Genomic DNA, 24,607 nt, shown 5'->3' on the forward strand with positions numbered 1-24,607 from the left:
ATTTGAAGCATGGCTTGTGATCTGATCGCATTTTTCAGATCGGCCTGCCTTTACCCTAGCCGTTTCCAACAAGAGAGCATGATGGGCGAATTCGATGCCATCCGACCTTACAACGACGCCGAAGTCCCAGCCGTCATTGCACGCCTGCTCAGTGATCAGGCTCTCCTTAAAACACTCACCCACTTTCGCTTCCCTCGCATGGCAGGCGCATTTGGCTGGATGCTGAAGCCTCTAATCACACATCGACTACGTCGCGAGTTCGCCGAGGTCCACTCGGTGGCCTCGCTGCAGGACAAAGTCGAGGTTTACGTCGATCACACCATCGAGCGGGCTACCGACGGTGTGACCTACACCGGTGTCGAGCAGTTCAAGTCCGGCAGCGCCTATCTGTTCCTGGCCAACCACCGCGATATCGCAATGGACCCGGCCTTTGTCAACTATGCGGTGTATCACGCGGGCCTGCCAACGCCGCGCATCGCCATCGGTGACAACCTGCTGCAGAAGCCCTTCGTCAGCGACCTGATGCGCCTGAACAAGTGTTTCATCGTGCACCGTTCCATCACCGGGCGCCGGGAAAAGATGGCGGCGTACCTGCAACTGTCGGCCTATATCAATCATTCGATCCGCGAAGACTGCCAATCAATCTGGATCGCCCAGGCTGAAGGCCGCGCCAAAGATGGCGACGATCGCACCGAATCGGCCATCCTCAAGATGTTCCACATGAGCCGCAAGGACGAGCCGTTCGCCGAGGTGATCAAGTCGTTGAACCTGACGCCGGTGTCGATCAGCTACGAATACGACCCATGCGATCACGCCAAGGCCCGCGAACTGTATATCCGCGCCACCACCGGCAGCTATACCAAGGCGCCGGGCGAGGATGATGTCAGCATCGCGCTGGGGATCACGGGATATAAAGGCAGGGTGCACGTGAATTTCGCTACGCCGATCAGCGGGGTGTTCGAAGACACCAAGCAATTGGCGATTGAGATGGACCGGCAGATTCTCGGCGGCTATCGCCTGTTTCCGGCGCATTACCTGGCGTACGCGCAATGGGCTGATGCCGACCCGACACTGGATGTACCCAGTGCCGCCGAGGTATTCCCTGCCGACGAGCTGGCCCGCGCCAAGGAAGAGTGGCAGCGCCGTCTGGAGAGCTGCTCTGTCGAACACCGTCCGTATCTGGTGTTGCAATACGCAATGCCTGTGCGCAATCAGTATCGGGTCAAGGCCGGACGAGCGCTTTAAACGTCTGACTCATAAAAATGGCGCCTCTTCGGGCGCCATTTTTTTTGCCCCGGTCACCTAACCGTAACCTGAATCCGCCACTGTGTTGCACCTCGACACCTAAAGAGACCTTGTCATGCTGCATGCACAGAATCAGGATCGGCTGTATCTGGTTACCCAGAGCGACGAACAGGAAGCACTGATCGACGCGTTGTCATTCAACGTGCAAGACCGCCACTGGCTGGTTTACTGCGCGCTGGGAGGCCATCAGCACCACGACCTGCCAGACCTGGATCAGCAGACGGGCTTGAGTTTTCTGGATTTCTACTGCGAAGCCGCATGACCGGCGACAGAGTGATGGATGTCGCCAGACAGACCCAAAAAAACCGGTTTCTCGCTAAAGAAACCGGTTTTTTTGTTCACAGTTTGTTTGCAGCGAACAGACCGTATTACTGGCCCAGCACCCTGCCGATAGTTTGATCCTGGAACAGCCGGGTCAGGGCATCGCTGAGCACATCACTGACCAGCTTGGTATTGGTTTCCTGATTCGGCGCCATGCCGAAGCGCTGGTCCAGCGAAGCGGCATAACGACCACTGTAGCTACGGCCATTGTTTTGCACGTCAGCGCGGAACGTCGAGCTGATGGTCGCTTCGGTCACGTACAGACCTTCTTTGGGCGACTGGTACTTCAGGTCCACCAAGGTCACCGTCAGCTGCGGCGCGTTGCCACCGTTGGTGGTTGGGGTAAAGCCCAGAAGACGTACAGCGGCTTCGGTCTGAGCTTGCAGTTTAGGCAGCAAGTCAGAACCCTGGACGCTGATGGCGCTGGTTTCCGGGTACAGACCACCACGGGTTCCCAGGGTTGGCGATGGGCGACCATCGACGACGCGAACCACGACCGGCTGACCGTGACCCACCGCAGCGAGTTGGCTGGTGAGTTTGGGTTGCGGGCTAAGTTGTTGCGGGCTGTGGGCACAGCCGACCAGGGTCAAACTGCCAACAGCAAGCAAACCGAACAACAGGCGATGCAACATGCTCATCTCTCCAGGGGCCAGACACAATAGATGCAGCAGTATAGCGGTGCCAACGGCCCGCTCACTAGTTGAAAATAGGACCGGACACGACGGGGCACAGTTCCTTATGAAACGCCTTCGCCACGGGACTGTCACCGAGATGTCACGTCCTTCGGGCAATCTTTCCCTGCCCACTCAACAGGAGCCCCGCCATGGACTTTCTCTGGTCATTGTTCAGCTTGCGCCCTCAGCATCGTCACTACGCGCTGCTGGATAAATCAGGGCTGTGCCAGGCATTTCGGCATTGCGCCACGCCGCCGATCGGTTTTGGGTGGGTAGAAATCAACGAAGCCCGGCTCACTTGGCTGCACCAGCCCCTCCCCGCCAGCGCACGTGTCAGCCTGCACGCGGCACACCCCGATGACCGCCATCTCCTTACGAACTGACTGACGCGCTAATAAAAGTCAGTTAATAAGATCAATTCCGCACGTTTCATCGCTATAATCTTCCCCCGATTATAAGGACGTCTCCTGATCGGGCCTCGCAGCATCGCTAATACCCTGTATTAGCTCCCCCGCACCGCCCACAGAGAGCCGCCCACACAGGTCGTTTGCAAGCGTCAGTGCTTGCTGGTCCGGTGTCGAATAGCTCGAATCGTTTCGAACCTTTCTCGCCTCCCAGCCTCTCACTCTTGCCTGCATCCGATCTGCCGGAACTGCCATTGCGTCGGTTCTTTTTTGAGGTTCACGTCTCCAAAAGAGCGTGAAAAAAACGGGTTTTCACTACTTCACAAGAGTGTGGCGAGCAAATGAATAGTTTTGCGTTTGTACATGCACCATTAATGTCTGACCCAGCCCCCTTAAACAGGACTGACTGCTGCGCAGCCTCCATGACTGGAGTCTGAAGCCTGTCCGCTACGGATTTGGTTGCACAACCGGATGCCTTGACGATAGTCGAATTGCTAACCGGGCCTGAAAATGAGTTCATACGAATTCAAAGCCCGATTGGTGGTGTCCGCTGAAGATGCAAAAAATTGCGAAGAATCGGACATGGCGATCCTGGCCATGAGTTACCAGGGGCACTTTCGGATACACGCCCCGCAAACACTTGGCAACTGACCTCAGGATCGTATGCCGTCAATTTGGTGCTGCAGATTTTGGAGACGCGTTAATGGCGCATAACGAAGCAGTCGATGTGGTATTGGTTGGGGCAGGCATCATGAGTGCCACCCTTGCAGTACTGCTCAAAGAGCTCGACCCCAGCCTTAAGCTGGAAGTCGTTGAGCTGATGGATTCTGGTGCCGCGGAGAGCTCAAACCCGTGGAACAACGCCGGTACCGGTCACGCCGGGCTATGTGAGCTGAACTACACGCCGCAAGCGGCCGACGGCTCCATCGACATCAAGAAAGCGGTGCACATCAACACCCAGTTCGAGGTATCGAAGGAATTCTGGTCCTACCTGGCCAAGAAAGGCACGTTCGGCTCCTCGAAGTCCTTTATTACCCCGGTTCCGCACCTGAGCTACGTCCAGGGTGAAGCAGGCGTCGCGTTCCTGAAGCACCGCTTTGAAGCCATGCACAAGCATCATGCTTTCGCGGCAATGGAATACACCGAAGACAAGGCCAAACTGGCCGAGTGGATGCCTTTGATGATGCCGGGCCGGCCTGCTGACGAGCCGATCGCCGCCACCCGCGTGATGCAAGGCACCGACGTCAACTTCGGCGCCCTGACCAATCAGTTGCTCAAGCACCTGTCCAGCACCCCGGATGCCCAGGTTAAATACTGCAAGCGCGTGACCGGTCTGAGCCGCAAGGGTCAGGGCTGGAGCGTGAGCATCAAGGACGTCAACACCGGCAATACCCGCGAAGTCGATGCCAAATTCGTGTTCCTTGGCGCAGGTGGCGCGGCACTGCCGTTGCTGCAGATGTCAGGCATCGAAGAAAGCAAAGGTTTCGGTGGTTTCCCGGTCAGTGGTCAATGGCTGCGTTGCGACAACCCGGAAGTGGTCAAGCGCCACCAGGCCAAGGTCTACAGCCAGGCCGCCGTGGGCTCTCCACCGATGTCGGTGCCGCACCTCGACACCCGCGTCGTCGACGGCAAGACCTCTCTGTTGTTCGGGCCATACGCCGGTTTCACTACCAAGTTCCTCAAGCACGGTTCGTTCCTTGACCTGCCCCTGTCGGTTCGCGCCGCCAACATCGGGCCGATGCTGGCCGTGGCCCGCGACAACATGGACCTGACCAAGTACCTGGTCAGCGAAGTGATGCAGTCGATGGAGCAACGTCTTGCATCGCTGCGTCGCTTCTACCCTGAAGCCAAGGCTGAAGACTGGCGCCTGGAAGTGGCTGGTCAGCGCGTGCAGATCATCAAGAAAGACCCGAAGAAAGGCGGCGTCCTGCAATTCGGTACCGAACTTGTTTCGGCCAAGGACGGTTCTCTGGCTGCCCTGCTCGGCGCGTCCCCTGGTGCCTCGGTAACAGTGTCGATCATGCTGGATTTGATCGAACGCTGCTTCGCGGACAAGGCTCGCAACGAATGGGCCGCCAAGCTCAACGAAATTTTCCCGGCACGGGAAAAGGCTCTGGAAACCGACGCGCAGCTGTATCAGCGCATCAACGCCCAGACCAATGAAAGCCTGGAGTTGGTAGAGAAGAGCAGCGAGACCAAAAGCTTCGCTTGAGGTAACGCACTTTCTCCACCGCCCATAAAAAAACGCCCTTCGGGGCGTTTTTTTATGGCCTGACGTGTCCGTCTCAGCCGCGCGCTTTTTCGATCAGCTCGATGTATTCATCGGCATGACGCTGGTCTGCAATGAGCGCAATGAAATCCTTGCCGTGCTCATCTTTGCCATCGAGGTCGTAACCGGCTTCGAGGAAAAACGCCAGGAAACGCTCGAAATCATTGATCCGCAGGCCTCGGTACGCCTTGATCAGCTTGTGCAGCGACGGTGAAGTTGCATCGACCGGTTCGAAGTCGAGAAACAATTTGATCTGCGCATCGCCGATCTCATCACCAATCAACTGCTTCTTATCTTTACGCATTGCTGACTCCAACTGACTTGCGGATATTTCACGGGCAGGCAGTTTACCCCTCGCCCACCGTAACGCTCAACGCGCGCGTACGGCCATCGTGTGCAGATCAGCCCAGACATGCCCATTGGCGTAGCTCAAAAACTGGCAATACACCTTCTCGTTGCGCAACAGGTCGAGCACTGCCCGATACTCAGTCATGGGGTAATACAGGGTCAAGGTACGGGTATGGTCATCGAAGGTAGGCTTTTTCAGGCTTTTACTTTCACCGTCGAAGTGAATCAGCACCTCGGATACGGTGGCGCCTTTATTCATTGGCTTGCCTTTCAAACGCAGTAAAACCGGAAAGGTCACCGGTATCGGCTGCTGATTGGACTGGCGCTGACTGCCAATTACCACCGAGTATTCGGTGATCTGCAGCAATTGTTGCTGTTCGGGATTACCCTCGCGCACCGCCAGATCATCAGGCGGCAAATATTGCGCATGCATGGGTGTAGAGGTGCCAGGGCTCTGGCTCGGCGCGGCAGCCAGCGGCAGGCTGAGCGAAAGGATCAAGGCGGCTGCACTACGGATTACTAAGGTCATATTGACTCCCCAAAAAGCTGGAGAGCACTCTAGCATGAGGCTCGATGATTCGGATCAAGGCGCACGGCCCGTACCGAGTTCATACTTGAATGGGCCTGTCTGAAACCATTAGCGGCTGCACGAATAAAAATAATGAATCAATCGAGCGGACCTGTGCGCTCACTGTTGGAGTTGCCATGTCTTTCTCTCTCCCGCCCGTTTTTTCTGCCTGGCGCCAAACCTGGCGTGCCGGGTACTCATGGATCGCCTTCCGCGGCGACCTCAGCGCCGGTTTGACGGTAGGGGTCATCGCCATTCCGCTGGCGATGGCCTTGGCTATTGCAGTGGGCGTCGCCCCCCAATATGGACTGTATACCGTGCTGGTGGCCGCCCCGTTGATCGCCTTGACGGGCGGCTCGCGGTTCAACGTCAGCGGGCCGACCGCAGCCTTCGTGGTGATCTTGCTGCCCATCACCCAGCAGTACGGACTCGGTGGCCTGTTGCTGTGCACGATGCTCGCCGGGGTAATCCTGATCGCCTTGGGCCTGATCCGCGCAGGTCGGCTGATTCAGTACATTCCCTACCCCGTCACCCTGGGCTTTACCGCCGGGATCGGGATTGTGATCGCGACCTTGCAGCTCAAGGACTTGCTCGGCCTGAGCCTCATCAGCCAACCGCAGCACTATGTCGAGCAAGTAGGCGTATTGATCCAGTCGCTGCCCAGCGCTCATTTGGGCGATGCGGTGGTAGGTGCGGTGTGCCTGGCAGTGCTGATTGTCTGGCCACGCTGGGTGCCGAAAGTCCCGGGGCATCTGGTTGCGCTGGCGGTAGGCGCGCTCCTGGGATTGCTGATGGAGGCCGCGGGCTGGTCAGTCGCAACCCTGGGTGAACGCTTCAGCTATAGCGTCGACGGCATCAGTCATGCCGGCATCCCGCCATTCCTGCCGACCTTCACCTGGCCGTGGAACCTACCCGCTGCCGATGGGCAACCGCTCACGCTGTCCTATGATTTGATCCGCCAACTGATGGCCCCGGCGTTCGCTATCGCGATGCTTGGCGCTATGGAGTCACTGCTATGCGCGGTGGTCGGCGATGGCATGACAGGCAGTAAACACGACCCCAATGCCGAGCTGATCGGCCAAGGCCTGGGCAATCTGGTTGGGCCGTTGTTCGGCGGGATCACCGCCACGGCAGCCATCGCCCGCAGTGCGGCAAACATCCGCGCCGGTGCGTTTTCGCCCCTGGCGGCGATCATTCACAGCGCCGTGGTGCTGATCTCGATTGTCCTGTTGGCGCCACTGTTCAGCTACCTGCCCATGGCGGCAATGGCAGCTTTGCTGGTGATGGTGGCCTGGAACATGGCCGAAGCCCGTCACGTTATCCACACCCTGCGCATAGCGCCACGTAGCGATGTATGGGTGCTGCTGACCTGTTTGAGCCTGACGGTGCTGTTCGACATGGTGCTGGCGGTCGGCGTCGGGCTGCTCATGGCGGCAGGGCTGTTTATCAAGCGCATGAGCGACCTGACCGACACCGCCGAACTGCCGCGCAGCTACCACCAAGCGTTGCATGACATGCCCGACCAGGTGCAGAGCTACGCGATTCGCGGGCCGTTGTTCTTCGGCGCAGCGGAAAAAGCCCTCAGCGTGCTGCGTAAGTTCAGCTCGGGGGTCAAGGTCGTGGTGGTGGACATGAGCGCGGTGCCCATGCTCGATATGACCGCACTGGCAGCACTGGACAGCGTGTTGGTTGAATACCGCAGTGCGGGGGTCGGCCTGATCCTGGTCGGGACCACGCCGAGGGTGCGTTTGAAATTGCGCCGGGCCGGCGTGCATCGGCTTGAAGGGCAACTGACTTACGTGCGCGACCTGCACCAGGCACGAGAAAAAGCGTTGCGCTGGCTGGGTCAGGATGACGCGCGATAGATGTTTTGAGTGCGTGCAAGCGCCCCTTCTCAGGCAAGCCTGCGAAGGGGGCGACGCGGGGGCTTGCTGCTGCCGCTACTCGAACTGCGCACGCATCCAGGCATGATATTCAGCCACTCCCGCCTCGCCTTCGCGCGGTGCCCAGTGGGCGAACTCAACTTCGCTAAGTGGGTGATAGGGACCGGCTTTACATTCAAACATCAGGGTGTCCGGCGCCAGCACGACCAGGCCGTGAAAAACGCCCGGAGGCAAATCCACACCGAGGCAATCGCCGCCTGCCTGCATCAGCCGCTTGCTCAGCAATTGGCCATCCTCATCAAACACCAACAGGCCCAGCGCGCCCTTGAGCACCAACAGGCATTCAGCCTTGTCGGCACTCAGGTGGCGATGTGGCGCGATGTAAGTACCTGGCTGCATACCTACCGCCAAGCGGTGACACGGCTCTTCCATCTGATGGAAATTGTGGTGCTGCCGGCCACGCGGACTGGCCGCCGCTTTCTCGGCAAGATCGGCAAACAGCGACTGGTCGAGAAAACGTGGAGTGCTCATCATTACATCCCTTTAACCGCATAGATGCCGGCCGCGTTACGCCAGTAACCTTTGTAATCCATACCGTAACCGAAGATGTAGCGGTCGATGCACGGCAGGCCGACGAAATCGGCTTTCAGGTCAGCACGCGCCTTGCGGTCGTGATCCTTGTCGATCAATACGGCGGTGTGCACAGCGCGCGCACCAGCGTGCTTGCAGAAATCCACGATCGCGCCGAGGGTATGACCTTCGTCGAGGATGTCATCAATGATCAACACATCGCGGTCCATGAACGAGACTTCCGGCTTGGCTTTCCAGAACAGGTCGCCGCCGGTGGTTTCGTTGCGATAGCGGGTGGCGTGCAGGTAAGACGCTTCCAGCGGGAAGTTCAGATGGGTCAACAACTTGCCAGAAAAAATCAGGCCGCCGTTCATCACGCAGAACACCACGGGATTGCTGTCGGCCAACTGGGCATTGATCTGTGCACCGACACGGGCGATAGCCACTTCGACTTCAGCTTCGGTGTAAAGGCAGTCAGCCTCGCGCATGATTTGACGGATATGCTCGAGATCAGCAGACATAGCGCTCTCCAAGGGGGTGCGGTGGAATAAAAACCGGCAAAGGTACGCATCCGTTTCGGTCAGAGCAAGCATTTCTGGACTAACGTTCCGGATGTTCTAAGACAGTAACATTTGGAATAGATTAACCTAGGCCGTTTTTTGTCCTACGCCGGAGCTTTCCTTATGCCTATCCGTGAGATCCGCCATCCGCTGATCCGCCACAAACTCGGCCTTATGCGCCGGGCTGACATTAGCACGAAGAACTTCCGCGAGCTTGCTCAGGAAGTCGGTGCGCTACTCACCTACGAGGCGACCAAAGACCTGCCGCTGGAAAACTATGAAATCCAGGGGTGGGCCGGCACTGTGCAGGTCGAGAAAATCGCTGGCAAGAAAATCACGGTGGTACCGATCCTGCGCGCCGGCATCGGCATGCTCGACGGTGTACTCAGCCTGATTCCGGGCGCCAAGGTCAGCGCCGTGGGCCTGGCCCGCAACGAAGAAACCCTGCAAGCGCATACCTATCTGGAAAAGCTGGTCCCGGAAATCAACGAGCGTCTGGCGATGATCATCGACCCGATGCTGGCCACCGGCAGCTCCATGATCGCCGCCATCGACCTGCTGAAAAAAGCCGGCTGCAAGGAAATCCGCGCCATGGTCCTGGTTGCCGCGCCAGAGGGCATCGCTGCCGTGGATAAAGCGCACCCTGACGTGATGATCTACACCGCGTCCATCGATCAATGCCTCAACGAACACGGCTACATCATTCCGGGCCTGGGCGATGCCGGCGACAAAATATTCGGCACCAAGCAGAAGGACGCCTGATGAAGCCGGATGAGTTCAACGATCCACTCTGGCGTACGGTTCTATCGGGGGCACAAATGCTGTTTGTGGCCTTCGGCGCATTGGTCTTGATGCCACTGATCACCGGGCTCGATCCTAACGTCGCATTGTTCACCGCCGGGCTTGGCACCCTGCTGTTCCAGATCGTGACCCGACGTCAGGTGCCCGTATTCCTGGCATCAAGCTTCGCCTTCATCACCCCGATCATTCTCGCCAAGGGGCAGTTCGGCCTGGCAGCGACCATGGGCGGCGTGATGGCGGCGGGCTTCGTTTACACGTTCCTGGGCCTGGCAGTGAAGGTCAAAGGCACCGGTTTTATCGACCGTTTGTTACCACCGGTGGTGATCGGTCCGGTGATCATCTCGATTGGTCTGGCCATGGCGCCGATTGCCGCGAACATGGCCATGGGCAAAGGCGGTGACGGCGCGGAACTGATCCCTTATCGCATCGCGATGTTGATCTCGATGCCAGCCCTGCTGACCACCGTGATCGTTGCTGTATTCGGCAAAGGGATTTTTCGTCTGGTGCCGATTATCTCCGGGGTCCTGGTCGGCTTTGCTCTGGCGTTCTACTTCGGCGTGGTCGATACCGCGAAAATTGCCGCCGCCCCTTGGCTGGCTCTTCCCCATTTCACCGCACCGGAGTTCAACTGGCAGGCGATTCTGTTCATCGTTCCGGTTGCCCTGGCACCGGCCATCGAGCATATCGGCGGGGTGATTGCGGTCGGCAGCGTGACCGGGCGTGATTACCTGAAGACGCCAGGCCTGCATCGCACACTGCTCGGTGATGGTATTGCGACAACAGCGGCCGGCCTGTTTGGCGGGCCACCGAACACCACCTACGCCGAAGTCACGGGCGCGGTGATGCTGACCAAAAACTACAACCCGAAGATCATGACCTGGGCGGCGATATTCGCCATCAGCCTGGCCTTCATCGGCAAGTTCGGTGCGTTGCTGCAAAGCATCCCGATTCCGGTGATGGGCGGGATTCTCTGCCTGCTGTTCGGCTCAATCGCGGCGGTGGGGATGAACACCCTGATCCGGCACAAAGTCGACCTCGCCGAAGCGCGCAATCTGGTGATTGTGTCGGTGACGCTGGTGTTTGGTATTGGCGGGGTATTGATCGGTACAGGCTCCGGCCCTGACGACTTCGGCCTCAAGGGCATTGCCCTGTGTGCCGTGGTCGCGATTGCGCTGAACCTGTTGCTGCCAGGCAATGACAGCTGGAAGCACAAGAAGAAGCTGGAGGAGATGCTTTAGTTTTTCGCTTCGCTCCCGCAAGGGACTGCGCAAGGCACACTCTTTGTGCAGGTTATGTGGGAGTGAATTCATTCGCGAATGGGCTGCTACGGTAATCCTGCTGCTCCGCGTTAAGCCTTTCGCGAATGAGTCCGCGCCTATCAAACAGATTTTTATTATTTAATAAAATGCGTTGGCGCTTTGTCTTGGGTGTATATCCGGCATGTGTGGTTGCTGGAATTATGGTTTCGCTTTTACAGCGAGGAACCTTTTTCAAACGCCAAAAAGGTCCCGCCAAAACGCTTTGCCCCTCCATACGGATCCTCGCTTAGGCGAGGATTTCCCTCGCTCCAGCGTTGCTCCGGGGTCGCCGCAAGGGGCCGTCCCTGGCCCCGTGCGGCTTACTCGGCATCCTTGCCTCGTTACCCCCTGCGCAACGCCTGCGTTCGGCCTTCTGGAAAAGGGGCCTGGCCGTAATTCGATAGGCAATTCACACCAAATCCCAAAGGCAGATCAAAACCCTGTAGGAGCAGGCTTGCCTGCGAAGAGGCCCGTCGTGTAACAAAGAGCGTCATGACTTGCGGAGTATTTGAACCTTATCCAACGCTTTCGCCGCGGGACGCATAGTTGCAAGCCTCCCACGGGAATTCAGAGTGAACCAAACACCCAGTTTGCTGCGCGACAGCGCGGCGTCGAAGACGGAGCCCACCCCACATATCTCGCCCATCAAAGCATCAACGGCGCCCGCTCACACAGCGTATTCAGCGCCGCTGCCCAATTCGGGTCATCATTGAGACAAGGGATCAGGACCAAGTCGTCGCCACCGGCTTCGCGAAATTGCTCGCGGCCGCGATCGCCGATTTCTTCCAGGGTCTCGATGCAATCAGCGACAAACGCCGGGCACATCACCAGGATCTTTTTGACCCCCTGCTGCGCCAAGTCTTCAAGTCGTGCCTCGGTGTACGGTTCGATCCACTTGGCCCGGCCCAGCCGTGACTGAAACGACACCGACCATTTGCCCTCAGGCAAGCCCAAACGCTCAGCGAACAGCGCCGCCGTGCGCAGGCATTGAGCGCGATAGCATGTGGCAAGCACTTCCGCAGACGCCATCTGGCAGCAATCAGAACCCTTGAAACAATGATTGCCGGTCGGATCAAGCTTGTGCAAATGCCGCTCTGGCAGGCCGTGGAAGCTCAGCAGCAGATGGTCATGTTCCTGCTGCAAATGCGGCCGGACATGCTCCGCCAGCGCATCAATGTATTCGGGTTGGTCGTAAAAGGGTTGCAGCACCGAAAACTGTAGCTTCAGGTGTTTCGCCCGCACGACTCGCTTTGCCTCTTCGATCACCGTCGTCACGGTGCTGTCGGCAAACTGCGGGTACAGCGGTGCCAGCGTCACCTTCTGAATACCCTGGGCCGCCAGCCGTGTGAGCATCGTCTCGATTGACGGCTCGCCATACCGCATAGCCAGCTCGACCGGACCTTGGATCCACTCCTTGACCATGGCTTTTTGCAAACGCTGACTCAGCACCACCAGCGGCGAACCTTCGTCCCACCAGATCGAGGCGTAGGCATGCGCCGACTGCTCGGGACGCTTGACCAGGATCAGTGACACCAGCAAGCGCCGAATGGGCCAAGCCAGGTCAATAACATAGGGGTCCATCAAAAATTGATTCAGGTAGCTGCGGACATCCGCCACCTTGGTCGACGCCGGTGAACCCAGATTGACCAGCAACAGCGCGTGATCGGTCATGCAACATCCTATTTCAGTGGCGACCCAGTAAATTATCCAGGGCCGCGTGCAGATCAGTGAATTGGAAAGTGAAACCTGCCGCTTGTAATCGCCCTGGTTGCGCGCGCTGACCACCCAGCAACATCTCGGACATTTCGCCCATCAGCACGCGCAACACAGGGGCCGGCAATGGCATGAACGCTGGACGGTGCAGCACGTCAGCCAGCGTCTTGGCGAATTCGCGATTACGCACCGGGTGTGGCGCGCAGGCATTATAAGGACCTCGGGCGTCAGGCTGGTTCAACAGAAAATCAATCAGCGCAACTTGATCGCGCAAATGAATCCACGACATCCATTGCCGGCCATTGCCGATGGGCCCGCCCAGACCGAGTTTGAACGGCAGCAACAGGCGCTGCAAAAAGCCACCGGGATTGGCCAACACCAACCCCGTGCGCACAATCACCACACGGATGCCCAGCTCTTCCGCACGTTGCGCGGTCTCTTCCCAGCTTTCGCACAACTGGCTGGCAAAATCCCGGATGACTGGCTGCGCGTCTTCGTCCAGCTCACGCTCGCCACCATCGCCATACCAGCCCACCGCCGAGCCAGAAATCAACACCTGAGGTTTTTGTTCACGCCGTTCCAGCCACGCGAGCAACTGTTCGGTGAGGCCGATGCGACTGCTCAACAGCAGTAACTTGCGCTTGCGGGTCCAGAGCCTGTCGGCAATCGGCTCGCCTGCCAGATTGATCACCGCATCAACCGGTTCGGCCCCCAACTCGTCAAGACGCGCAATGCCGCGGACCGAATCGCCGCAGAGTTTACCGACCTCTCCAGGCCTTCGACTCCAGACGGTGAGCTGATGACCTTGAGCCCGCCAGTGCTTGCAGAGTTGACGTCCTATCAAACCAGTACCGCCGGTCAGCAATATGTGCATGACATCTCCCTCGCGTGGCGTTCGTCGCAAATCGTTAGTCTATTAATTACAGCCCGGCGCTTTTACTCGCCGCCGTTGACCTAACAATAGGCTACCCCTGAAAACGGTGACGCTGCATGACCCGTTCGGGTAGTTGAAAGAACCCATCAGGGCGCCAGACTCAAGCTGTCGAGCCGTACGATCAGCACGAGGCAGCAAGTTATACCAAAAAACAATATTGTACAGGTTTTAACTACGGCGTAGTCTGTACGGACAAGGTAAACGAGGCCCCTATGACTGTACCCATCGCAATCATCGGCACCGGCATCGCCGGACTCTCCGCCGCCCAAGCCCTGCACGCCGCCGGGCATGCGGTTCATCTTTTCGATAAAAGCCACGGCAGTGGCGGCCGAATGTCCAGCAAGCGCAGCGATGCAGGCTCTCTGGATCTGGGCGCGCAGTATTTCACTGCTCGCGACCGCCGCTTCGTCGACGCGGTTCAGCAATGGCAAACCAAAGGCCACGTCGCTGAATGGAAGCCATTGCTCTACAACTACCACGCAGGCAAGCTCAGTCCGTCGCCGGATGAACAAGTGCGCTGGGTCGGCACCCCGCGCATGAGCGCGATTACCCGAGCGATGCGCGGCGATCTGCCGGTCACCTTCTCTTGCCGGATCACTGAAGTCTTTCGCGGCGAAGAACACTGGAATCTGCAGGACGCCGACGGCATTACCTACGGCCCCTTCAGCCACGTGGTCATCGCCACGCCCGCACCGCAAGCGACAACCTTGCTGGCCGCCGCGCCGAAACTCGCTGGCGTCGCTGCCGGTGTGCAGATGGAGCCGACCTGGGCCGTGGCACTGGCGTTCGACACCCCCCTGCAAACCCCGATGGAGGGCTGCTTCGTGCAGGACAGCGCGCTTGACTGGCTGGCCCGCAACCGCAGCAAACCGGGACGTGACAGCGCACTCGACACCTGGGTTTTGCATGCCACCAGCGCCTGGAGCAAGCAGCACCTGGACATGCCCAAGGAAGCCGTGATCGAACAATTGCACGGAGCCTTCGCTGAACTGGTCGGCTGCGCCATGCCCGCCCCCGCGTTCACGCTGGCACACCGCTGGCTGTACGCACGCCCGGCAACCGCGCACGAATGGGGCGCATTGTCCGACTCGGATCTGGGTTTGTATGTGTGTGGCGACTGGTGCCTGTCGGGCCGTGTCGAAGGTGCATGGCTCAGCGGTCAAGAGGCCGCGCGCCGACTGATCGAGCATCTGGAATGAACCGCTTCAATCCGCGTAAATTGCTGCTGTCCAAGTGGACAGCAGCCCATCCTCAACACCGTGAAAAGCATTTTCTGGTCACCGAACTGTTCTGCGACGAAGAAGGCAACGTCCTGGATATCGAATTGCAAGCCGTGCTCACCCAGCGCAGTGAACGCTTTCCCTGGCAAACCCTGCAAAACACTGAAGCCTGGTATCTCGGCTGGAAATAGCGCCGCGCCGAACACCTCTCCTCACCCTCGCCTGACCTCGTCACGGAAGCCCTCTTTCTGCCAATCCGTGACAATTCCTGTACAAATAATTTGACTTGTACAAGCGCGAACCTATGATGGACCTAAGTTGTACAGAAAACAGTATCTGTACAAGTCCAGCTCAGAGGTTCGTTATGACCAGCACCCCCGCCATCCACAAACCGAAGCTCGGCGTCAGCGCCTGCCTGATGGGCGTCGAAGTGCGTTTTAACGGCGGCCACAAAGAGTCGCACCTGTGTACCCGCAGCCTGAATGAGCATTTCGACTTCGTACCGGCCTGCCCGGAAGTGGCCATTGGCATGGGCATTCCCCGCGAAGCCATTCGCCTGATCGGTGACCCCGCTAATCCACAGGCGGTCGGCAGCGTGCACAGCGAATTGAACGTGACCCAGGCGCTGGCAGATTACGGCACGCACATGGCGACCGAAATGGACGACATCTGCGGCTACATCTTTATGCAAAAGTCCCCCTCATGCGGTCTGGAGCGGGTCAAGGTCTACCAGGACAACGGCGTACCGGCAACGGACGGCGGGCGCGGGATTTATGCCCAGGCTTTTTGCGCTCGGCACCCGAATCTGCCGGTGGAAGAAGACGGTCGCCTGAATGACCCGGTGCTGCGAGAAAACTTCATCACCCGCGTGTTTGCCTACGCCGACTGGCAAGCCTTGCTGCGCAACGGGCTGACCCGTCGCGGGCTGACCGAATTCCACTCGCGCTACAAATACCAACTGATGGCCAACCACCCGGCGCAGTACAGGGTGCTGGGGAAAATGCTTGGTTCCATGGCCAAAGCCGATCCGAATGAAGTCGGCCCGCGCTACTTCAGCGCGTTGATGAGCGCGCTGAAAAAATGCGCCACCCGTGGCACCCACACCAATGTCCTGCAGCACCTCAACGGCTATTTCAAAAAAACCATGAGCCCCGGGGACAGCCAGGAAATGCAGCGCCTGATTGCTCAATACCGCCGAGGCATCGTGCCGCTGGTGGTGCCCTTGACCTTGCTCAAGCATCACTTGCGCCAGAACCCCGACCCGTACGTGGCCCAGCAGATTTACCTGCAACCGCACCCGGAAAATCTCAGCCTGCGAAATGCGATCTAACCCATGAACGACTCTAGCTGCGATGCACTCGACGATGCCCCGGAATCCGGGCCCGATGCCTACGCATTGGCGCTGGAACAGGGCTGGTTGCCGATCCGTGAAGTCGCCCGGCAAACCGGGGTCAACGCCGTCACCCTGCGCGCATGGGAACGGCGCTACGGACTGGTGGTGCCACAGCGCACGCCCAAAGGCCATCGCCTGTATTCGGCCGAGCATGTGCAACGCATCCTGACGATCCTGACGTGGCTCAACCGGGGCGTCTCGGTCAGCCAGGTCAAACACCTGCTCGACACTCCACAGCCGGTCGCGAACAACCCTGAAAACGACTGGGACACGTTGCGCCAGGCGTTGATGCAAGCGATCAGCCAACTGGACGAACGCAAGGTCGACGAAACCGTCAATCAGGCCATGGCGCTGTACCCGCCTCGCACCCTTTGCGAGCAGCTTTTGCTGCCGTTGCTGGCAGAGCTGGAACAGCGCTGGCAGGGACAGTTCGGCGCGCAGCTGGAGCGCGTGTTTTTTTACTCGTGGCTGCGCAGCAAGCTGGGGGCACGGATCTACTACAACAACCGCCAACTCAGCGGCGCTCCTCTGTTACTGGTCAATCAGTCCGACCTGCCACTGGAGCCGCACCTGTGGCTGACTGCCTGGCTGATCAGCAGCGCCGATTGCCCGGTGCAGGTCTTCGATTGGCCGCTGCCGAACGGCGAGTTGGCGCTCGCGGTGGAGTACCTGCAGGCCCGCGCCCTGCTGCTGTATTCCAGCAAGGCACTGAACCTCAGCCAATTGCCCAAGCTTTTGAGCAACATCGCCTGCCCCAAGCTGCTGACCGGACCCACGGTATGCATCCACTTTGCCGAGCTGTCCGTATCTACCACTGAGATCGACGGATTGACCCTCGCCGAAGATCCCCTGTCAGCCCAAACCGCGCTGCACCAACTCGGGCTCATCTAAGGAACGACCATGCAACTGATTTGGCTGCGCAGCGACCTGCGCCTGCACGACAACACCGCCTTGACCGCCGCCATGGAGCGCGGCCCGACGGTGGCGGTGTACCTGATCAGCCCTGGGCAGTGGCAGGCCCATGACGATGCCGCCTGCAAGGTCGACTTCTGGTTGCGCAACCTGGTTGAGCTGGGTAAGGCGCTGGACGCACTGAATGTGCCGCTGTTGATCCGTCATGCCGACACCTGGGACCAGGTGCCCAAGGTGCTGCTCGATCTGTGCAAAGAGCACACCATCGAGGGCCTGAACCTCAATGACGAATACGGCATCAATGAAACGAATCGGGATCGCGCCGTCACCGAAGCCCTGGAACAGGCCGGGATTAATGTCTACCGCTACCTGGATCAGTTGCTGTTCAAGCCCGGCAGCGTCCTGACCAAAGCCGGTAGTTATTTCCAGGTCTTCAGTCAGTTCCGCAGAGTCTGCTATTCGCGCCTGCACGAAGCCATGCCGAGTCTGGTCCATGCGCCTGAAGCGCAACACAGGCTGGGCATCCACAGTGATGCCGTGCCGCACCATGTCGAGGGTTTCGCCCCACCGACAGCGGCGTTGCGCACGCTTTGGCCCGCAGGAGAAGACGAGGCGCGTCGGCGTCTTGAAGCCTTCACTGACGAACAGATCGGTTACTACCAGAGCGAACGGGATTTTCCGGCAAAACCGGGCACCAGCCAGCTGTCTGCGTACCTTGTTGCCGGGGTGATATCTCCCCGCCAATGCCTGCACGCCGCGCTGATGAGCAACCACGGCGAATTCGAAACCGGCAACGTCGGCTGCGTCACCTGGATCAACGAACTGCTCTGGCGTGAATTCTACAAACATACCTTGGTCGGCTCCCCACGGGTTTCCCGGCACCGCGCCTTTCGCCCGGAAACCGAAGCCGTGCCGTGGCGCGACGCGCCTGAAGAATTGGCGGCGTGGCAAGAAGCCCGCACCGGCCTGCCCATTATTGATGCCGCCATGCGCCAACTGCTGGAAACAGGCTGGATGCACAACCGGCTAAGGATGGTCGTCGCCATGTTCCTGACCAAAAACCTGCTGATCGATTGGCGCCTGGGTGAGCGGTTTTTCATGCAGCACTTGATTGACGGTGATCTGGCGGCAAACAACGGCGGCTGGCAATGGAGTTCGTCCACGGGTACCGACTCGGCGCCTTACTTCCGGATATTCAACCCTCTCAGCCAGTCGGAGAGATTCGACGGTGAAGGTCGCTTCATCAAGCGCTGGCTGCCTGAACTGGAGGATCTGAACAAAAAGGATATCCACAACCCGGCGGCCATGGGCGGGCTGTTCGGCGTGGGCGACTACCCGAAACCCATGGTTGATTTGAGAGCAAGCCGCGAACGTGCACTGGCTGCCTTTAAAGGCCTGCCGCATCGACAGCCTGTGGGTGGCGGCTATGAGTGACTTTCTGCGCCAGTTCGCCCAGCGCTTTGCCGCACTGGATAAGCACAACCTGGATCGGCTTGGCGAGCTGTACAGCGACGATGTGGTGTTTACCGACCCCTTGCATGCCGTTCATGGCCTCAAGGATGTACGTCGGTATTTCAGCGAGCTGTACACCAACGTCAGCCAACTGCGCTTCGATTTCTATGCGTTCGATCAAATAGGCGAAGGCAAAGGCTACCTGCGCTGGACCATGAGTTTTTGTCACCCGCGATTAAATGCCGGTCAGCTGATCCGGGTTGAGGGCTGCTCACACTTGCTATGGCACGACAAGGTTTACCAGCACCGCGACTTCTTCGACGCTGGCGCCCTGCTCTATGAGCACGTGCCGGTCATGGGACGGGCCATCGCCTGGCTAAAAAGGAGACTGGTATGACGCATCCTGACGCACGACGTATCTGGCTGACCGGCGCCAGCAGTGGCATCGGTCTGGCGCTGGCCGAAGAACTGCTCAAGTCTGGCCACCGACTGGCCCTGACTGCCCGCACGCTGGGGCCGCTAGAGGCCCTTGATGCACGTTACCCACGACAGGTTCTGCTGGCGCCCGGCGACATCACCGACAGCGAACAGGTCAAGGCCATCGGCGAGCGCATTGGTCAGGTATGGGGTTCCGTGGATACCGTGATCCTGAATGCTGGCACCTGTGAATATGTCGACTGCAAACAGTTCGATGCCGCCGTGATCGAGCGCGTGGTGCGGACCAATCTGCTGGCCAGCAGTTACTGCGTCCAGGAAGCGCTGCCACTGCTGCGCCAGGGTAGAAAACCGCACCTCGTGGCCGTCTCCAGCTCAGTGACCTACCTGGCACTGTCCCGCGCGGAAGCCTACGGCGCGTCCAAGGCAGGCCTGCGTTATCTGTTCGAAGCCTTGCGCATTGACCTGGCCCACGAAGGCATCGACGTGACCCTCGTCAGCCCAGGCTTTGTCGACACACCACTGACCGCCCAAAACGATTTCCCCATGCCTATGCGCTGGCCCGTGGACAAGGCCGCCCGGCACATTGCCGAACGCCTTCAACGCCCGCGCCGGCCCCTGGAGATCGCCTTCCCTGCCGCATTCATTTTCACCCTGCGCCTACTGGCGCTACTGCCCACACGCCTGCAACTCGCGCTTGGCAAATGCATGGTTCGCTCATCGAGCGCGGAGAGGAACACCCCATGAAAGTCGCGATCATTGGCAGTGGCATCGCGGGGCTGACCACCGCGTATTTGCTCAATCGCAACCACGAGATCAGTGTGTTTGAAGCGGCTGACTGGATTGGTGGCCACACCCATACCGTGGACGTGACCGTCAACGGCCAACAGCACGCCATTGATACCGGCTTCATCGTGTTCAACGACTGGACCTACCCGAATTTCATTCGCTTGCTGACCACGCTGGGCGTGACCTTCAAGGCCACGGAAATGAGCTTTTCGGTGTGCGACCCTGTTTCGGGCACCGAGTACAACGGCAATACCCTCAACAGCCTGTTTGCTCAGCGCAGCAACCTCTGTTCGCCCTCGTTCTGGGGGATGTTGCGCGACATCCTGCGCTTCAACCGCGAAGCGCTGAACGATCTGTACAGCCAGCGTATTGCCGCCGATACAACTCTCGGCGACTACCTGAAAACCGGGGGTTACGGGCAACGTTTCACCGAGCATTACATCGTGCCGATGGGGGCTGCGATCTGGTCGATGTCATTGGCCGACATGCTCTCGTTTCCCCTGCAATTTTTTGTTCGGTTCTTCAAGAATCACGGCCTGCTCTCTGTCAGTAACCGGCCGCAGTGGTGTGTGGTCGAAGGCGGATCAAGCCGTTACATCGAACCCATGACCGCCTCGTTTCGCGAAAAAATTCGCCTCAACTGCCCTGTAACCCGAGTCGAGCGCGATGACGAAGGTGTGTTGATCCACAGCGCAGCAGGCAGCGAGCGTTTTGACAAGGTGGTATTTGCCTGTCACAGCGATCAAGCCCTGCGTCTGCTGGCACAACCGAGCCTGGCCGAACAGGACATCCTCGGCGCGCTGCCCTACGCCGACAATGATGTGGTGCTGCACACCGATATCCAGTTGTTGCCCAAGCGTCCGTTGGCCTGGGCCAGCTGGAACTACCGCCTGGGCAGTGCTGGCCAGCACCTCGCGGCCGTGACATACGACATGAACATCCTGCAAGGGATCGACAGCGACACCCGGTTTTGCGTGAGCCTGAACCAGACCGCCGCCATCGACCCGAGCAAGATCCTCGCTCGCTACCGCTATGCGCACCCGCAATACAGCCTGGCCGCCGTTGCGGCGCAAGCGCGCTGGGAAGAACTGCATGGCGACAAACACACCTATTATTGCGGCGCTTACTGGGCCAACGGTTTTCATGAAGATGGCGTGGTCAGTGGCCTGCGAGTGGCCCAGGCCTTCGGTGAATCGCTGTGAACAGCGCCCTGTACAGCGGCTGGATCGCCCATCGGCGGTTTTCGCCCAAACCCCATGACTTCCGTTATCGGATCGGCCTGCTGTATCTGGACCTGGACGAACAAGACGCAGTGCTTGGCCTGTCACCTCTGGCCGGCAGCAGCCGTTTTGCGCCGTTTTCGTTTCGCCAAAGCGACTACCTGCACGCCTACACCGGGCGCGGCGTGCCCCTGATCGATGCAGTGCGTGAGCTGGTCGGTGCCGCCCTGGGCCACACACCCCAAGGCTCGATTTGCCTGCTGACCCAAGCCCGCAGTTGGGGCCTGGCGTTCAACCCGGTGAGTTTTTTCTATTGCCACGAGAGCGACGGCCGACTGGCCGCGATCCTCTGCGAGGTCAGTAATACGCCGTGGCGCGAGCGTTATCACTACATCCTGCCGGCCAACGGAACAGGCCATCAGCACTTTGCGGTGGCCAAGGCCTTCCACGTTTCTCCGTTTCTGCCACGCGATCTGGAATACCGCATGAGCTTCAGCCCGCCGACCGAAAAGCTCGGCGTGCACATGGCCGACTGGCAGGGCGAGTTCAAGGTGTTCGACGCCACGCTCAACCTGCAACGCCAGGCCCTGAGCCGCGCCAGCCTGCATCGTCATTTGCTCGAATTTCCGTGGATGACCGCCAAAACCTGCCTGGCGATCTATTGGCAAGCATTGCGCCTGCTGATCAAACGAATGCCGATTTACTCTCATCAGGCCGCCGACGGCGCCTACCGCATTGCCGCCGTGCAACCCAAGGAATCTCGCCATGAAAAGCAGTAGCGTATCGGCCAGCTTGAGCACCAACAGCCTCACAGCGGGTATTCTGCGGCGCGGCGTATTGCGCCAGCTTGCCCGATTGCAGCGTGGGCAACTGGTGGTCATCGAGGGCGACGAGCGTCAGGTATTCGGCGCGACCGGTGCCGTACAGCAAGCGCAGATCCATATTCTCGACCCCGCCGTCTGGGGCATGATCGCCAGCAACGGCTCGATCGGCGCGGGCGAGGCGTTTATCCACGGTTACTGGAGCACGCCCGACCTGACCACGGTGATCAGGGTCTTCGTCAGCAACATGGAAGTCCTCGACGCCATGGAGGGTGGTCTGGCCAAACTGGGGCGACCCTTCATTCAGGCCCTGCATTGGCTCAATCGCAATACGCGCAAAGGGTCGCAGAAAAACATCGAGGCCCACTATGACCTCGGCAATGAGCTGTTCGAACAGTTCCTCGACCCGACCATGATGTATTCCGCGGCGCAGTTCCTCAGTCCAGATGACACCCTGGAACAGGCGCAACTGAACAAACTGGAGCGTATCTGTCAGAAACTCGACCTCAAACCCACCGATCATTTACTGGAAATCGGCACGGGCTGGGGCAGCATGGCCATTTATGCGGCGCAATATTACGGCTGTAAAGTCACCACCACTACCCTGTCAAAAGAGCAATTCGCTTACACCGAGAAGCGCATTGCCAAGATGGGCTTAAAGGACCAGGTGACCCTGCTGCTCAAGGACTACCGCGACCTGACCGGCCAATACGACAAACTGGTGTCCATTGAAATGATCGAAGCGGTGGGCCATCGGTTTTTACCCACCTATTTCAAACAGTGCGCGCAGCTGCTGAAAAACAATGGGCTGATGCTGCTGCAAGCGATCACCATCCGCGAGCAACGTTACGAGCAAGCCAAAAATAGCGTCGATTTTATCCAGCGTTACATTTTCCCCGGCGGCGCTTTACCGTCGGTGCAACGGATGCTGGAGATCGTCGGCCGTGACACCGACATGAACATGCTGCACATGGAGGATTTCGGCCTGCACTACGCGCGAACCCTGCGCCTGTGGCACGACAACTTTCGTCACGCCCACGGCTACTTGACGGAGTTGGGCTACGACGATTACTTCCTGCGGCTGTGGGAGTTTTACCTGTGCTACTGCGAAGGTGGCTTCCTTGAACGGACCATCGGTACAGCGCAATTACTGCTGGCCAAACCCGACGCGCTACCGCAACCGTTACTCGGGCGTTTCGATGCATAAACAGCTGGCCAACGCGCTGCTGTTCCAGATTGGCTGGTTCGCCTGCGTACTGGGCGGTAACAGCCTGTGGTTGCTGATCGCGGCGGGCGTGTTGTGCGTGCATCTGCTGTGGATAAGTTCATGGCAGGCGGAAGGCAAACTGCTGATCAGCGTGACGCTGGTCGGCACCTTGCTCGACAGTGCCTTGCAGACGCTGGGTGTATTCGGTTTCGACAGCGGCGGGCCGTTAATCCCGCTGTGGTTGATCGTGTTGTGGGCCGTATTGGCGACCACGCTCAATCACTGCCTGGCCTGGACCGCCAAACCCTGGTGGCGCGCCAGCCTGCTCGGCGCCGTCGGCGGACCGCTGTCGTACTGCGCAGGTTCGCAGATGGCGGGGGTTCATTTGCCATTGGGGGTGTGGCCCAGCCTGTTGTTGCTGGGGCTGATCTGGGCCGTTTTGTTTCCGTTGCTGCAAGGTCTGGCACATTTTCTGCGCCTGACACGCAGCCTTCGCGAATAAATGCAGTCCCACGCAGACGTGCAAAAGGCGGTGTTCTGTCAGGGGATTCACACGGGTGCTGCGCACTGGCATACACTGCGCGCCTATGACAACCACCAACATTCCATTGACCCCCATCGACGCAGAACCGGCCGTCACGTGTTCGACCTGCGCAGCCTGTTGCTGCCAGCTGGAAGTGATGCTGATCACCGATACCGGCGTGCCTGAACGTTACATCGATACCGACGATTGGGGCGGCGAGGTCATGTTGCGTCTGGATGACGGCTGGTGCGCGGCGCTGGATCGCAACACCATGATGTGCAGCATCTATGAAAAACGCCCGCTGATTTGCCGCGAGTTCGAGACAGGCGAAGCGGATTGCCTGAATGAACGCCGTGGGATTGCCACGGCGTATCTCTGAAACGGCATCACGCCGTTAGAAGGGCATCGTGTAGTGCAGGGCGTAACTTTCTACACCGGAGTTGACGTCGTTGAGCCCGGCGTTGGAATAGTGCGTCGCACGAACCCCGACCTCATGCCCTCCAGCAAAGCGCAGACCAAACCCAAGCCGGTCTTCGAACAGAAAAGACGTGCCCAACTGCTGATCTTCTACCCGAGTGCCGGAAAACACCGCGACGCCGATACCTGCTTCCACGTACGGCTTGACGTTTTGACCCGCGAACTCATAAACCAATACCGGCGAGAACGACAGGCTGTTGTTACTGGAGCCGTGGCGGCCGGCCCAGTAGGTGTAACCCCCGCTCCAGTAGCCTGTCAGGCGACCCACGTCACTCTGTAACCAGCTTTTATCCCAATCAAACTGTAAGCCCAAGCGATAGGTCATTGTCGACTCGCCGGTCTGACCGACCGATAACTCGACGCCCGCCGCTTCAGCGATAACACTTTGCCCCATGAGTGCGGCCGCAATCGCAGCCAAACAAAACAGTCGCTTCATCAGAAACATCCTATTTTCGAATGCAGTTGTAGAAATTTTTTACTTATCCACCGACATTTTATAAACATTCGCCG

General features: G+C 59.0%; 28 protein-coding genes. 20 read left to right on the top strand and 8 right to left on the bottom strand.

Annotated elements, in window-relative coordinates; genetic code table 11:
• Nucleotides 1-81: 81 nt before the first annotated feature.
• Entirely contained in the window at nt 82-1,245 is a 1,164-nt protein-coding gene (locus AC1MEA_RS02870; RefSeq protein WP_449635319.1) for a 1-acyl-sn-glycerol-3-phosphate acyltransferase, read from the top strand.
• 115 nt (nt 1,246-1,360) lie between these two features.
• Nucleotides 1,361-1,567, top strand: a complete 207-nt coding sequence (locus AC1MEA_RS02875) for a hypothetical protein (RefSeq protein WP_449635320.1) — start codon at nt 1,361-1,363, stop codon at nt 1,565-1,567.
• A 106-nt stretch (nt 1,568-1,673) separates the two neighbouring features.
• Here the strand turns inward: AC1MEA_RS02875 and AC1MEA_RS02880 are convergent, their stop codons facing one another.
• Nucleotides 1,674-2,258: a YajG family lipoprotein gene (locus tag AC1MEA_RS02880; protein ID WP_219063510.1), complete on the bottom strand. Its 585-nt coding sequence runs from the start codon at nt 2,256-2,258 to the stop codon at nt 1,674-1,676.
• A 191-nt stretch (nt 2,259-2,449) separates the two neighbouring features.
• Between AC1MEA_RS02880 and AC1MEA_RS02885 the strand changes: the two genes are divergently transcribed.
• The 3 genes from AC1MEA_RS02885 (at nt 2,450) to mqo (ending at nt 4,916) form a co-directional block, all read left to right on the top strand.
• Nucleotides 2,450-2,683, top strand: coding sequence for a hypothetical protein (locus AC1MEA_RS02885; RefSeq protein ID WP_480916623.1), 234 nt, complete (start codon nt 2,450-2,452; stop codon nt 2,681-2,683).
• A gap of 531 nt (nt 2,684-3,214) precedes the next feature.
• The gene (locus AC1MEA_RS02890; protein ID WP_480916625.1) at nt 3,215-3,355 is read left to right on the top strand and encodes a hypothetical protein; all 141 of its coding nucleotides are present in this window, start codon (nt 3,215-3,217) and stop codon (nt 3,353-3,355) included.
• 52 nt (nt 3,356-3,407) lie between these two features.
• On the top strand, nt 3,408-4,916 hold the full coding sequence (gene mqo / locus AC1MEA_RS02895; protein ID WP_449635322.1) for a malate dehydrogenase (quinone): 1,509 nt from the start codon (nt 3,408-3,410) through the stop codon (nt 4,914-4,916).
• A 73-nt stretch (nt 4,917-4,989) separates the two neighbouring features.
• Here mqo and AC1MEA_RS02900 read toward each other — a convergent pair whose 3' ends face one another.
• Nucleotides 4,990-5,277 (bottom strand): PA4642 family protein, encoded by a 288-nt coding sequence (locus AC1MEA_RS02900; RefSeq protein ID WP_480916626.1) that lies wholly within the window; start codon nt 5,275-5,277, stop codon nt 4,990-4,992.
• 66 nt (nt 5,278-5,343) lie between these two features.
• Nucleotides 5,344-5,850 carry a hypothetical protein gene (locus tag AC1MEA_RS02905; protein ID WP_449635323.1) on the bottom strand — a complete coding sequence of 169 codons (507 nt, stop codon included), beginning with the start codon at nt 5,848-5,850 and terminating at the stop codon, nt 5,344-5,346.
• 176 nt (nt 5,851-6,026) lie between these two features.
• Between AC1MEA_RS02905 and dauA the strand changes: the two genes are divergently transcribed.
• Nucleotides 6,027-7,754, top strand: coding sequence for a C4-dicarboxylic acid transporter DauA (gene dauA / locus AC1MEA_RS02910; protein ID WP_480916627.1), 1,728 nt, complete (start codon nt 6,027-6,029; stop codon nt 7,752-7,754).
• Between the two features lie 75 nt (nt 7,755-7,829).
• Here dauA and AC1MEA_RS02915 read toward each other — a convergent pair whose 3' ends face one another.
• Together AC1MEA_RS02915 and AC1MEA_RS02920 are read right to left on the bottom strand one after the other, a co-directional pair.
• A complete protein-coding gene (locus AC1MEA_RS02915; protein WP_480916628.1) occupies nt 7,830-8,303 on the bottom strand; it encodes a WbuC family cupin fold metalloprotein in 474 nt (157 codons plus the stop codon).
• A gap of 2 nt (nt 8,304-8,305) precedes the next feature.
• Complete coding sequence (locus AC1MEA_RS02920; protein ID WP_219063503.1) at nt 8,306-8,863, bottom strand: hypoxanthine-guanine phosphoribosyltransferase; 558 nt, start codon at nt 8,861-8,863, stop codon at nt 8,306-8,308.
• Nucleotides 8,864-9,025: 162 nt separating this feature from the next.
• Here AC1MEA_RS02920 and upp point away from each other — a divergent pair, with 162 nt between their 5' ends.
• A complete protein-coding gene (upp, locus tag AC1MEA_RS02925; RefSeq protein WP_219063502.1) occupies nt 9,026-9,664 on the top strand; it encodes a uracil phosphoribosyltransferase in 639 nt (212 codons plus the stop codon).
• Nucleotides 9,664-10,941 (top strand): uracil-xanthine permease family protein, encoded by a 1,278-nt coding sequence (locus AC1MEA_RS02930; protein WP_449635325.1) that lies wholly within the window; start codon nt 9,664-9,666, stop codon nt 10,939-10,941. The genes upp and AC1MEA_RS02930 overlap by 1 nt, the downstream gene beginning before the upstream one ends.
• 705 nt (nt 10,942-11,646) lie before the next feature.
• On the opposite strand, the gene hemH is transcribed toward AC1MEA_RS02930, so the two are convergent.
• Both hemH and AC1MEA_RS02940 read right to left on the bottom strand, forming a co-directional pair.
• Nucleotides 11,647-12,672: a ferrochelatase gene (hemH, locus tag AC1MEA_RS02935; RefSeq protein ID WP_480916631.1), complete on the bottom strand. Its 1,026-nt coding sequence runs from the start codon at nt 12,670-12,672 to the stop codon at nt 11,647-11,649.
• Between the two features lie 13 nt (nt 12,673-12,685).
• Complete coding sequence (locus tag AC1MEA_RS02940; RefSeq protein ID WP_480916632.1) at nt 12,686-13,588, bottom strand: TIGR01777 family oxidoreductase; 903 nt, start codon at nt 13,586-13,588, stop codon at nt 12,686-12,688.
• Between the two features lie 272 nt (nt 13,589-13,860).
• Here AC1MEA_RS02940 and AC1MEA_RS02945 point away from each other — a divergent pair, with 272 nt between their 5' ends.
• The 12 genes from AC1MEA_RS02945 (at nt 13,861) to AC1MEA_RS03000 (ending at nt 23,999) form a co-directional block, all read left to right on the top strand.
• Nucleotides 13,861-14,847: an NAD(P)/FAD-dependent oxidoreductase gene (locus tag AC1MEA_RS02945; RefSeq protein WP_219063498.1), complete on the top strand. Its 987-nt coding sequence runs from the start codon at nt 13,861-13,863 to the stop codon at nt 14,845-14,847.
• Entirely contained in the window at nt 14,844-15,059 is a 216-nt protein-coding gene (locus AC1MEA_RS02950) for a TIGR02450 family Trp-rich protein (RefSeq protein WP_480916634.1), read from the top strand. The genes AC1MEA_RS02945 and AC1MEA_RS02950 overlap by 4 nt, the downstream gene beginning before the upstream one ends.
• Nucleotides 15,060-15,232: 173 nt before the next feature.
• The gene (locus AC1MEA_RS02955; protein WP_219063496.1) at nt 15,233-16,198 is read left to right on the top strand and encodes a YbgA family protein; all 966 of its coding nucleotides are present in this window, start codon (nt 15,233-15,235) and stop codon (nt 16,196-16,198) included.
• Nucleotides 16,199-16,201: 3 nt separating this feature from the next.
• On the top strand, nt 16,202-17,152 hold the full coding sequence (locus AC1MEA_RS02960; RefSeq protein WP_480916636.1) for a MerR family transcriptional regulator: 951 nt from the start codon (nt 16,202-16,204) through the stop codon (nt 17,150-17,152).
• Between the two features lie 9 nt (nt 17,153-17,161).
• Nucleotides 17,162-18,607 (top strand): deoxyribodipyrimidine photo-lyase, encoded by a 1,446-nt coding sequence (gene phrB / locus AC1MEA_RS02965; RefSeq protein WP_480916637.1) that lies wholly within the window; start codon nt 17,162-17,164, stop codon nt 18,605-18,607.
• Complete coding sequence (locus tag AC1MEA_RS02970; RefSeq protein WP_480916638.1) at nt 18,600-19,022, top strand: nuclear transport factor 2 family protein; 423 nt, start codon at nt 18,600-18,602, stop codon at nt 19,020-19,022. The genes phrB and AC1MEA_RS02970 overlap by 8 nt, the downstream gene beginning before the upstream one ends.
• Entirely contained in the window at nt 19,019-19,807 is a 789-nt protein-coding gene (locus tag AC1MEA_RS02975; RefSeq protein ID WP_480916640.1) for an SDR family NAD(P)-dependent oxidoreductase, read from the top strand. The genes AC1MEA_RS02970 and AC1MEA_RS02975 overlap by 4 nt, the downstream gene beginning before the upstream one ends.
• Nucleotides 19,804-21,051, top strand: coding sequence for an NAD(P)/FAD-dependent oxidoreductase (locus AC1MEA_RS02980; RefSeq protein WP_480916642.1), 1,248 nt, complete (start codon nt 19,804-19,806; stop codon nt 21,049-21,051). The genes AC1MEA_RS02975 and AC1MEA_RS02980 overlap by 4 nt, the downstream gene beginning before the upstream one ends.
• Nucleotides 21,048-21,848, top strand: coding sequence for a DUF1365 domain-containing protein (locus AC1MEA_RS02985; protein WP_480916644.1), 801 nt, complete (start codon nt 21,048-21,050; stop codon nt 21,846-21,848). The genes AC1MEA_RS02980 and AC1MEA_RS02985 overlap by 4 nt, the downstream gene beginning before the upstream one ends.
• A complete protein-coding gene (locus tag AC1MEA_RS02990) occupies nt 21,835-23,097 on the top strand; it encodes a class I SAM-dependent methyltransferase (protein ID WP_480916646.1) in 1,263 nt (420 codons plus the stop codon). The genes AC1MEA_RS02985 and AC1MEA_RS02990 overlap by 14 nt, the downstream gene beginning before the upstream one ends.
• Entirely contained in the window at nt 23,090-23,599 is a 510-nt protein-coding gene (locus tag AC1MEA_RS02995) for a DUF2878 domain-containing protein (protein WP_480916648.1), read from the top strand. The genes AC1MEA_RS02990 and AC1MEA_RS02995 overlap by 8 nt, the downstream gene beginning before the upstream one ends.
• 85 nt (nt 23,600-23,684) lie before the next feature.
• Complete coding sequence (locus AC1MEA_RS03000) at nt 23,685-23,999, top strand: YkgJ family cysteine cluster protein (protein WP_480916650.1); 315 nt, start codon at nt 23,685-23,687, stop codon at nt 23,997-23,999.
• Nucleotides 24,000-24,014: 15 nt separating this feature from the next.
• Here AC1MEA_RS03000 and AC1MEA_RS03005 read toward each other — a convergent pair whose 3' ends face one another.
• The gene (locus AC1MEA_RS03005; protein WP_219063486.1) at nt 24,015-24,533 is read right to left on the bottom strand and encodes an acyloxyacyl hydrolase; all 519 of its coding nucleotides are present in this window, start codon (nt 24,531-24,533) and stop codon (nt 24,015-24,017) included.
• Between the last annotated feature and the right edge of the window lie 74 nt (nt 24,534-24,607).

It is taken from the genome of Pseudomonas sp. ASL8, assembly GCF_056680355.1.

Coding starts and splice junctions, on each gene's coding strand:
- AC1MEA_RS02980 (WP_480916642.1), top strand. CDS start 19,804: ATGAAAGTCGCGATCATTGGCAGTGGCATCGCGGGGCTGACCACCGCG.
- AC1MEA_RS02995 (WP_480916648.1), top strand. CDS start 23,090: ATGCATAAACAGCTGGCCAACGCGCTGCTGTTCCAGATTGGCTGGTTC.
- AC1MEA_RS02940 (WP_480916632.1), bottom strand. CDS start 13,588: ATGCACATATTGCTGACCGGCGGTACTGGTTTGATAGGACGTCAACTC.
- AC1MEA_RS02900 (WP_480916626.1), bottom strand. CDS start 5,277: ATGCGTAAAGATAAGAAGCAGTTGATTGGTGATGAGATCGGCGATGCG.
- hemH (WP_480916631.1), bottom strand. CDS start 12,672: ATGACCGATCACGCGCTGTTGCTGGTCAATCTGGGTTCACCGGCGTCG.
- AC1MEA_RS02920 (WP_219063503.1), bottom strand. CDS start 8,863: ATGTCTGCTGATCTCGAGCATATCCGTCAAATCATGCGCGAGGCTGAC.
- phrB (WP_480916637.1), top strand. CDS start 17,162: ATGCAACTGATTTGGCTGCGCAGCGACCTGCGCCTGCACGACAACACC.
- AC1MEA_RS02945 (WP_219063498.1), top strand. CDS start 13,861: ATGACTGTACCCATCGCAATCATCGGCACCGGCATCGCCGGACTCTCC.
- AC1MEA_RS02960 (WP_480916636.1), top strand. CDS start 16,202: ATGAACGACTCTAGCTGCGATGCACTCGACGATGCCCCGGAATCCGGG.
- AC1MEA_RS03000 (WP_480916650.1), top strand. CDS start 23,685: ATGACAACCACCAACATTCCATTGACCCCCATCGACGCAGAACCGGCC.
- AC1MEA_RS02880 (WP_219063510.1), bottom strand. CDS start 2,258: ATGTTGCATCGCCTGTTGTTCGGTTTGCTTGCTGTTGGCAGTTTGACC.
- AC1MEA_RS02930 (WP_449635325.1), top strand. CDS start 9,664: ATGAAGCCGGATGAGTTCAACGATCCACTCTGGCGTACGGTTCTATCG.
- AC1MEA_RS02975 (WP_480916640.1), top strand. CDS start 19,019: ATGACGCATCCTGACGCACGACGTATCTGGCTGACCGGCGCCAGCAGT.
- AC1MEA_RS02950 (WP_480916634.1), top strand. CDS start 14,844: ATGAACCGCTTCAATCCGCGTAAATTGCTGCTGTCCAAGTGGACAGCA.
- AC1MEA_RS02905 (WP_449635323.1), bottom strand. CDS start 5,850: ATGACCTTAGTAATCCGTAGTGCAGCCGCCTTGATCCTTTCGCTCAGC.
- AC1MEA_RS03005 (WP_219063486.1), bottom strand. CDS start 24,533: ATGAAGCGACTGTTTTGTTTGGCTGCGATTGCGGCCGCACTCATGGGG.
- AC1MEA_RS02875 (WP_449635320.1), top strand. CDS start 1,361: ATGCTGCATGCACAGAATCAGGATCGGCTGTATCTGGTTACCCAGAGC.
- dauA (WP_480916627.1), top strand. CDS start 6,027: ATGTCTTTCTCTCTCCCGCCCGTTTTTTCTGCCTGGCGCCAAACCTGG.
- AC1MEA_RS02990 (WP_480916646.1), top strand. CDS start 21,835: ATGAAAAGCAGTAGCGTATCGGCCAGCTTGAGCACCAACAGCCTCACA.
- upp (WP_219063502.1), top strand. CDS start 9,026: ATGCCTATCCGTGAGATCCGCCATCCGCTGATCCGCCACAAACTCGGC.
- AC1MEA_RS02915 (WP_480916628.1), bottom strand. CDS start 8,303: ATGAGCACTCCACGTTTTCTCGACCAGTCGCTGTTTGCCGATCTTGCC.
- AC1MEA_RS02870 (WP_449635319.1), top strand. CDS start 82: ATGGGCGAATTCGATGCCATCCGACCTTACAACGACGCCGAAGTCCCA.
- AC1MEA_RS02885 (WP_480916623.1), top strand. CDS start 2,450: ATGGACTTTCTCTGGTCATTGTTCAGCTTGCGCCCTCAGCATCGTCAC.
- AC1MEA_RS02955 (WP_219063496.1), top strand. CDS start 15,233: ATGACCAGCACCCCCGCCATCCACAAACCGAAGCTCGGCGTCAGCGCC.
- AC1MEA_RS02970 (WP_480916638.1), top strand. CDS start 18,600: ATGAGTGACTTTCTGCGCCAGTTCGCCCAGCGCTTTGCCGCACTGGAT.
- AC1MEA_RS02890 (WP_480916625.1), top strand. CDS start 3,215: ATGAGTTCATACGAATTCAAAGCCCGATTGGTGGTGTCCGCTGAAGAT.
- mqo (WP_449635322.1), top strand. CDS start 3,408: ATGGCGCATAACGAAGCAGTCGATGTGGTATTGGTTGGGGCAGGCATC.